The sequence below is a fragment of the Priestia koreensis genome, from assembly GCF_001274935.1.
Taxonomy (GTDB): Bacteria; Bacillota; Bacilli; order Bacillales; family Bacillaceae_H; genus Bacillus_AG; species Bacillus_AG koreensis.
Map to the genome: position 1 here is coordinate 103,521 of NZ_LILC01000010.1, position 6,732 is coordinate 110,252.

The 6,732-nt window shown below is 39.0% G+C and carries 10 protein-coding genes; 7 read left to right on the top strand and 3 right to left on the bottom strand.

All coding sequences use genetic code 11. The features are described 5' to 3' along the window. The first annotated feature begins 8 nt into the window (after positions 1 to 8). Entirely contained in the window at positions 9 to 788 is a 780-nt protein-coding gene (locus AMD01_RS07210; protein ID WP_053400726.1) for an enoyl-CoA hydratase, read from the top strand. 59 nt (positions 789 to 847) lie between these two features. On the opposite strand, the gene AMD01_RS07215 is transcribed toward AMD01_RS07210, so the two are convergent. Then, entirely contained in the window at positions 848 to 1,033 is a 186-nt protein-coding gene (locus tag AMD01_RS07215) for a YhzD family protein (protein WP_053400727.1), read from the bottom strand. A gap of 118 nt (positions 1,034 to 1,151) precedes the next feature. Here AMD01_RS07215 and AMD01_RS07220 point away from each other — a divergent pair, with 118 nt between their 5' ends. The 4 genes from AMD01_RS07220 to AMD01_RS07235 all read left to right on the top strand — a co-directional run bounded on the left by AMD01_RS07220 (position 1,152) and on the right by AMD01_RS07235 (position 4,645). Next, positions 1,152 to 2,051 (top strand): ABC transporter ATP-binding protein, encoded by a 900-nt coding sequence (locus tag AMD01_RS07220; protein ID WP_053400728.1) that lies wholly within the window; start codon positions 1,152 to 1,154, stop codon positions 2,049 to 2,051. Beyond that, the gene (locus AMD01_RS07225; RefSeq protein ID WP_053400729.1) at positions 2,044 to 3,279 is read left to right on the top strand and encodes an ABC transporter permease; all 1,236 of its coding nucleotides are present in this window, start codon (positions 2,044 to 2,046) and stop codon (positions 3,277 to 3,279) included. The genes AMD01_RS07220 and AMD01_RS07225 overlap by 8 nt, the downstream gene beginning before the upstream one ends. Before the next feature lie 149 nt (positions 3,280 to 3,428). Further along, on the top strand, positions 3,429 to 4,370 hold the full coding sequence (gene yhaM / locus AMD01_RS07230) for a 3'-5' exoribonuclease YhaM (RefSeq protein ID WP_053400730.1): 942 nt from the start codon (positions 3,429 to 3,431) through the stop codon (positions 4,368 to 4,370). 80 nt (positions 4,371 to 4,450) lie between these two features. Then, on the top strand, positions 4,451 to 4,645 hold the full coding sequence (locus AMD01_RS07235; RefSeq protein WP_053400731.1) for a sporulation YhaL family protein: 195 nt from the start codon (positions 4,451 to 4,453) through the stop codon (positions 4,643 to 4,645). A gap of 81 nt (positions 4,646 to 4,726) precedes the next feature. Here the strand turns inward: AMD01_RS07235 and AMD01_RS07240 are convergent, their stop codons facing one another. Next, positions 4,727 to 5,602 carry a peptidylprolyl isomerase gene (locus AMD01_RS07240; protein WP_053400732.1) on the bottom strand — a complete coding sequence of 292 codons (876 nt, stop codon included), beginning with the start codon at positions 5,600 to 5,602 and terminating at the stop codon, positions 4,727 to 4,729. A 225-nt stretch (positions 5,603 to 5,827) separates the two neighbouring features. On the opposite strand from AMD01_RS07240, the gene AMD01_RS23455 reads away from it, so the two are divergent. Both AMD01_RS23455 and AMD01_RS23460 read left to right on the top strand, forming a co-directional pair. Further along, on the top strand, positions 5,828 to 5,914 hold the full coding sequence (locus AMD01_RS23455) for a YjcZ family sporulation protein (protein ID WP_083446465.1): 87 nt from the start codon (positions 5,828 to 5,830) through the stop codon (positions 5,912 to 5,914). A gap of 61 nt (positions 5,915 to 5,975) precedes the next feature. Further along, complete coding sequence (locus AMD01_RS23460) at positions 5,976 to 6,059, top strand: YjcZ family sporulation protein (protein WP_083446466.1); 84 nt, start codon at positions 5,976 to 5,978, stop codon at positions 6,057 to 6,059. Positions 6,060 to 6,168: 109 nt separating this feature from the next. Here AMD01_RS23460 and AMD01_RS24700 read toward each other — a convergent pair whose 3' ends face one another. Continuing rightward, positions 6,169 to 6,348: a hypothetical protein gene (locus AMD01_RS24700; protein ID WP_053400733.1), complete on the bottom strand. Its 180-nt coding sequence runs from the start codon at positions 6,346 to 6,348 to the stop codon at positions 6,169 to 6,171. Between the last annotated feature and the right edge of the window lie 384 nt (positions 6,349 to 6,732).

The window sequence follows — 6,732 nt, forward strand, 5'->3', positions numbered from 1 at the left end:
AATGAATAATGGCTGTTGAAACAAAATTAGTGGAGTTAACATATGAAGATCGCGTAGCGACGATGATTTTAAATCGTGCAGATGCGCTAAATGCTTTAAATCTTGAAATGTTAAAAGAGGTTCTTTCTGCCCTTCAGCATGTAAAAGAGCAGGGGACGGATTTCCTTGTGATCAAAGGAAGCGGAAAAGCCTTCTCAGCGGGTGGAGATATTAAAATGATGCTTGCACCGTCACACGACGAATCGTTTGGGGATGTGATGGGCGTCATTAATCAGCTTATTACGACGCTTTATCAGCTCCCGACTATTACCATTGCAGCCGTAAATGGAGCAGCTGCTGGTCTTGGTCTTAGCTTAGCGCTTGCCTGTGATTACATTATTGCAGACGAACGGGCGAAGCTAGCGATGAATTTTATTGGAATTGCGTTAATTCCTGACGGTGGAGGGCACTTCCTTTTAGAAAAAAGAATGGGTGCTCATGAGGCGAAAAAGCTGATTTGGGAAGGCGAAGTATTAACTGCACAGCAAGGATTAGAGAAGTATATTATCGACGAAACAGCATCTGATTTAGACGCTGCGGTTGAACAAAAGGTAGGCGCTTGGAAGAAGAAGCCTGTTCTTGCAATGAAAAAGACAAAAGACATTTATGTATCTCAATCCCTTAGTCAGTTAAAAGCTTCCCTTGAAATGGAAAAAGAGGGACAAGGACAGATGAATCAAACAAAGGATCATCGTGAGGGAATTGAAGCTTTTGTACAAAAGCGTCCACCAGTTTTTACAGGTCAATAATAAAACGTTCATAGACTTTTAATCAAAAAGAATCCTAGGAAGGTGCCTAGGATTCTTTTTTAGCGATGAAATAAGACAAGTTTTCCAGCTGCAGATGTACAGCGGTGTGTGTGCTCTTCGAACTTTAACTCAGATAAGCGTTCAGTTCCCTTTTGCTTTGCTTCTGCTTCAGTTGAAGCTTCAAACGTTTCATCTATTAATTTCTCTCCTGACTTCTCAAAAACGGTTAATGTATACGCTCCCATTTTTTAGTCCCCCTTGTTGTGAAAAATAGTATATCTATAAAGTTCTCATGTTATTGGTAAATTCCTGCTATAATGTAAGAGAAACATTTTTTACCATACAGTTGAAAGGGGACATATGATGGCATTACAAATTGAACATGTCACGAAGCGCTTTGGGGATTTTACAGCCGTAAATAATTTATCGCTGACGATACCTGAAAAAGAAATTTTTGGATTTTTAGGAGCAAACGGGGCAGGGAAAACAACAACATTCCGTATGGCGCTAGGTCTTATCGACATTAGTGAAGGAAACATAAAGTGGAATGGGAAAAATATTACGTACGACAGTACAAATGTTATCGGGTATCTTCCGGAGGAACGAGGATTATATCCAAAGCTGAAAGTCCAAGATCAGCTCGTTTATTTAGGAAAGTTAAAAGGTGTAAAAAAGAAAGATATTATAGACCGCATGCACGTCTGGCTAGAGCGTTTTCGAATTCCAGAGTACGCCACAAAGCGTGTAGAGGAGCTATCAAAAGGAAATCAGCAAAAAATTCAGTTCATCGCCTCTGTTATTCACAACCCCAAACTACTCATTTTAGATGAACCCTTCAGTGGATTAGATCCAGTTAATGTTGAGCTGTTAAAAAGTGCCGTCCTCGATCTTAAAGAGCAGGGAACGACCATTATGTTTTCGAGTCATCGCATGGAGCACGTTGAAGAGCTTTGCGAAAATCTGTGCATTATGCACAAAGGTCAGCCTGTTGTTCAGGGACGATTAAAGGAAATTAAGCGTTCATTCGGAAAGAAGAATTTAATTGTTCATGCAGAAGGAGATATTGAACATATCACTCAATTGCCTGGTGTTGTCAAAAGTAAAAAAACAGCAGAGGGATGGGAGCTTCAAATTAGTGAAGAGAGCGTCTCACAGTCTATTTTTCAAGAGTTGTCAAAGGCGACTTTCGTTCGGAAGTTTGAAATTGAAGAACCTTCCTTAAATGATATTTTCATTGAGAAAGTAGGTGCTTCGTATGAGTAAGTTTTGGATTGTATTTTTTCATACATATTTGAACAAATTGAAATCAAAATCGTTTATTATTACGACTGTTATTATGTGTGTAGCGTCTTTAGTTCTTACAAACATTAATCACATCGTTGACCTCTTTAATGGGGATGACAAGGTGAAAGTAGGTGTGATTGATGAAAGTGGAGAGCTGCTTGCTCCTTATCAAGCACAGCTTAAGAAAATAAATCCAGATATTCAGCTAATCAAAGCAACGGATGAAAAAAAAGCACAGAAAAAGGTAACGGACGAAACGTGGAAAGGGTATATGATCGTTTCGTTAAATGACCAAGGGCTGCCACAAGGAGGCTATCGCTCGGAATCTATGGCTGATATGGATGTTCCGACGGATTTAGAACAAGGCCTACAGCAGCTGAAAACGACGATTGCTTCTAGCAAAGTAGGATTAACTGCTGAGCAAAGCCAGCTTCTTTATACACCGGTTTCGTTTGATAAAAAAGCACTGGACAAAGGGGCAAAAACGGAAGATGAGCTAAATCAGGCACGCGTACTTGTCTATATTTTATTATTCATCATTTATATCTCCGTCATCACGTACGGAAGCATGATCGCAACAGAGGTTGCAACGGAAAAATCTTCACGCGTGATGGAAATCTTAATTTCAAGCGTGTCACCTGTTACGCAAATGTTCGGGAAAATTTTGGGAATTGCGCTCCTTAGTCTGACACAGTTTGTGCTTCTGTTTTTAGTAGCAGGTTTTTCAATGTTCCAAAATAATAGAGAAGCATTAGACGCGATTGATATTCAAGGAATGTCGGCCTCTATTCTTGTTTACGGCGTCGTATTTTTCTTACTAGGGTACTTATTATTTGCGACGATGGCTGCCTTCTTAGGATCGCTTGTAAGCCGTACAGAGGACGTACAGCAAGCGATTATGCCCATTATGATTTTAATTGTGGCTGCCTTTGTGATTGCTGTACAGGGACTAGGAACTCCTGAAGCCACGTTTATTAAAGTAACGTCCTTTATCCCGTTCTTTACACCGATGATAATGTTCTTACGCGTCGGTCTTCTCACAATTCCTGTATGGGAAGTAATGATTGGAATGGCGATACTGGTTGTAACTATTATTGCACTTGCCCTGTTTGGTGCTCGCGTTTACCGCGGTGGTGTTTTAATGTATGATAAGCATTCGTTCTTTAAAGGAATTAAAAAAGCGGTTCAGCTTACTAAAAATCAATAATCGTATCCTTTTAAAAACCATCTGATGTATGAAAGCAACAGATGGTTTTTTCTTAAACTCTTTCCTATCAAGGGTTCATGAATTGATGTTTACTGCGTGACAGTGATAAAATGAATGTACATACAATGTAGAAGCTGGGAGGGTTCTGGATGACAAAGGGTATTTTAAGTCATGAAGTAGGAGAGCAAGTCAATTTATATTTACTTGTTAAATCATCTGTTAAAGGCGTTGCGAGCAACGGCAAGCCGTTTTTAACATTGATTTTGCAGGATAAAACAGGGGATATTGAAGCGAAGCTCTGGGATGCATCACCAGATGACGAAATTCATTATGCTCCGCAGCGAATTGTAAAAGCAGCGGGAGAAATTATGAATTACCGTGGGCGTAACCAACTTAAAATTCGAAACATTCGCCCGGCCAACGCCAACGATCCTGTGCAAGTTTCTGACTTTTTAGAAGTAGCACCACTTAAAAAGGAAGAAATGGTGGATGTGATTACACAAGCCATTTTCGATATGAAAAACCCAAGCCTTCAGCGTATTACAAGACATCTTTTAAATAAATATCAGGCGCAGTTTCTAGAATATCCAGCCGCGACGAAAAATCATCATGAATTTGTATCAGGTCTTGCATATCATGTTGTATCGATGTTGAAGCTGGCAACGAGTATTTCTGAACTTTATCCGTCGTTGAATCGAGACCTGCTGTATTCAGGTATTATTTTACATGATCTTGGAAAAGTAATGGAGTTGTCAGGTCCTGTGGCGACTACGTATACGGTAGAGGGAAATCTAATTGGTCACATTTCCATTATGGTAAACGAAATTGGCAAAGCCGCGGAAGAATTGAAAATTCAAGGTGAGGAAGTAATGCTGCTTCAGCACATGGTACTATCTCATCATGGAAAACTGGAGTGGGGCAGTCCGAAGCAGCCGCTCATTAAGGAAGCAGAAATGCTTCATTTAATCGATAACATTGATGCAAAGATGAATATGTTAGATCGTGCCCTTGATAAAGCAAAACCTGGTGAATTTACGGAGAAGGTATTTGCGCTCGATAATCGTTCTTTTTACAAGCCAACGAATTTATAAGCCTGTCCTTTTAATGGAATAAATCCCTAAACCTATACATATAGTGATCGTAAGTACAAGTTGTATAGGGAGGAAAAAAGATGTTTACACTACCTTTTTGGATCTATTTGGTCGTAGCGGGTATTTTCTTTAGTGGGTTTATGGCAATTAAAACAGCACAGCAGGATCGTGAAGTAGAAGACGAGTTTATTGAAAAAGAAGGCGAAGTGTATATGGAGCGTTTGGAGCAAGAACGTGAACGACGCAAAGACGTAGATCAAACGTCCTCAATCTAATAAAAATAAGTGCCTGCAAATCAGGCACTTATTTTTATATCGAAAAAGGCCCGTCCAAAAAAATGGACGGGCTTTTTTTTATTATTTTGCGTTAGAGTCGCCAGTATCAACAGCGTCTTTAAGATCTTTATCTTTTACTTTTACATCAGCATCTTTTAAGACTTTATTAACAGCTGATTGAAGTTTAGATTGATCCACTTTTTGAAGTTTTAGCTCATTTTCAAGCTCAGGCTTCATTTTTTTGAATGATTCTAACTTCTTCTTGTCTGTTAACTTGATGATGTGGTAACCAAATTGAGATTGTACTGGTTGACTTACTTCACCAACTTTTAAGCTGTAAGCCGCTTTTTCAAACGCTGGGTCCATTGTTCCAGTACCGAAGAATCCTAAGTCACCGCCTTGTTGAGCAGAACCAGGGTCTTGAGAATATTCTTTTGCAACCTTCGCAAAATCTTCACCTTTATCAAGCTTTGCTTTTACTTCTTTAGCCGTTTTTTCATCTTTTACAAGAATATGGCTAGCTTTAATTTCAGGCTTTTTCTCTTCATATGCCTTTTTTAAGTCAGCTTCGCTAACTTTTACACCGCTTGTTGCAGCCTTTTGGCGAAGAAGATCAATTTTAAGCATGTTTTTAATGTACGCTTCACCGTTTTGTTGTACAGCTGCTTGGTATTGATCTTGGTATTGCTCTTTTAATTTATCCATTTGGTCTTTAAGTTCTTTATCAGTTACTTTATATTTTTTGCTTAATACTTTTTCATCCACAAGGTCACGAACTGTTTGGTCACCTACACGACTTTTCATTGCTTCATATAAGTCGTCTTTTGTAATATTCCCAGCATTCGTTTCTACAACAGCTTTAGAGCCGTCTCCTGAAGATTTGCCATCTGCGCTGCTACATCCTGTTAGAGCGAGAAGTCCTGCTGCAGTTGTTAAGGCAACTAAACTTTTCTTCATATGTTCATACACTCCTAATTTTTAGATTTACTCACAGTATGCCCAAATCACACCATATACTATATCACATGAACTCATTGTAACGAAACTTGAGCCAAAATGAAAGCATTTTACGATATAGCCGACCGTCACGCAATTATTCTTGTCATAATGAGCCATCTGCCTAGACGCAATTTTGATGCCCTCTGCATAGTATGAACTATCAGTAGAAAAGGGGGTGCTCTTATGGGTCACGCTTATGGAGCTGGTTTCGCGTTAATCGTAGTATTATTCATTCTTTTAGTTATTGTTGGTAGTGCTTATATCTACTAAGCCTTTGTTTGAAGCCAACATATACTAATTGAGCGTTAGAAAAAGTTAGGAGGAACTGCATATGACAGCAGGTTATGGAAATGGGATGGCATTAATTGTAGTACTGTTCATTCTACTAGTTATCGTAGGGGCTATGTACTGCTAATATTAGCTCGAAAGTGTATTTTGGGTGAGAAGGTATATAAATTGCTTATATCAACACACATTAAAACGGTGAAGAAAATCCTTCACCGTTTTCAACTATTGTATGAAGTTTATGTAAATAGCACTTCGATGTAGGACGAGATTAATAAAAAGGTAACAAGTATATTGATAGTGCGGAATACCCTAGGACGTCGTTCTTCAGGAATTTCTTTTCGCGTACATAATGTATTCGTTAAAGCGTTAATGTAAAATAAGATAAATACAGCTAAAACAATATATAAGATTGTCATTGAGTACATTCCTCCAACATAAATAATCTTCGCGTTCGTTGATCGGTATAAATTACATATTAACATTATCAAATATTTAAACAAATGACCATATATTTTGAATCCACTTCTTAGATTCCCCCCCTAACGGAAGGACTGTTAGGGGGGGAATCTAAGAAGCATAAGCGTCGGTCGTCACCCTTGCGGGTTTCCGTCCTCCGCATATGAATTCTTTTTTGAGGGCGGATTCGGGTTGTCTGGTATGCTTGGTGTTTGGGTCCTTTAGCTATTTTTAATATATCCCCCTAATGAAAAGGCATGTTTGGGTTGATACGAGAAGTATGAGGGTCGGTCGCCTGTCTTTGCAGGCTTCCTTCCTCCGGGTATGAACCCCTATTTTTAGAT

Bases quoted from the DNA above. Each gene is read 5' to 3' on its own strand.
- AMD01_RS24700 (WP_053400733.1), bottom strand. From the start codon at position 6,348: ATGACAATCTTATATATTGTTTTAGCTGTATTTATCTTATTTTACATT.
- AMD01_RS07225 (WP_053400729.1), top strand. From the start codon at position 2,044: ATGAGTAAGTTTTGGATTGTATTTTTTCATACATATTTGAACAAATTG.
- AMD01_RS07220 (WP_053400728.1), top strand. From the start codon at position 1,152: ATGGCATTACAAATTGAACATGTCACGAAGCGCTTTGGGGATTTTACA.
- AMD01_RS07215 (WP_053400727.1), bottom strand. From the start codon at position 1,033: ATGGGAGCGTATACATTAACCGTTTTTGAGAAGTCAGGAGAGAAATTA.
- AMD01_RS07240 (WP_053400732.1), bottom strand. From the start codon at position 5,602: ATGAAGAAAAGTTTAGTTGCCTTAACAACTGCAGCAGGACTTCTCGCT.
- AMD01_RS23460 (WP_083446466.1), top strand. From the start codon at position 5,976: ATGACAGCAGGTTATGGAAATGGGATGGCATTAATTGTAGTACTGTTC.
- yhaM (WP_053400730.1), top strand. From the start codon at position 3,429: ATGACAAAGGGTATTTTAAGTCATGAAGTAGGAGAGCAAGTCAATTTA.
- AMD01_RS23455 (WP_083446465.1), top strand. From the start codon at position 5,828: ATGGGTCACGCTTATGGAGCTGGTTTCGCGTTAATCGTAGTATTATTC.
- AMD01_RS07210 (WP_053400726.1), top strand. From the start codon at position 9: ATGGCTGTTGAAACAAAATTAGTGGAGTTAACATATGAAGATCGCGTA.
- AMD01_RS07235 (WP_053400731.1), top strand. From the start codon at position 4,451: ATGTTTACACTACCTTTTTGGATCTATTTGGTCGTAGCGGGTATTTTC.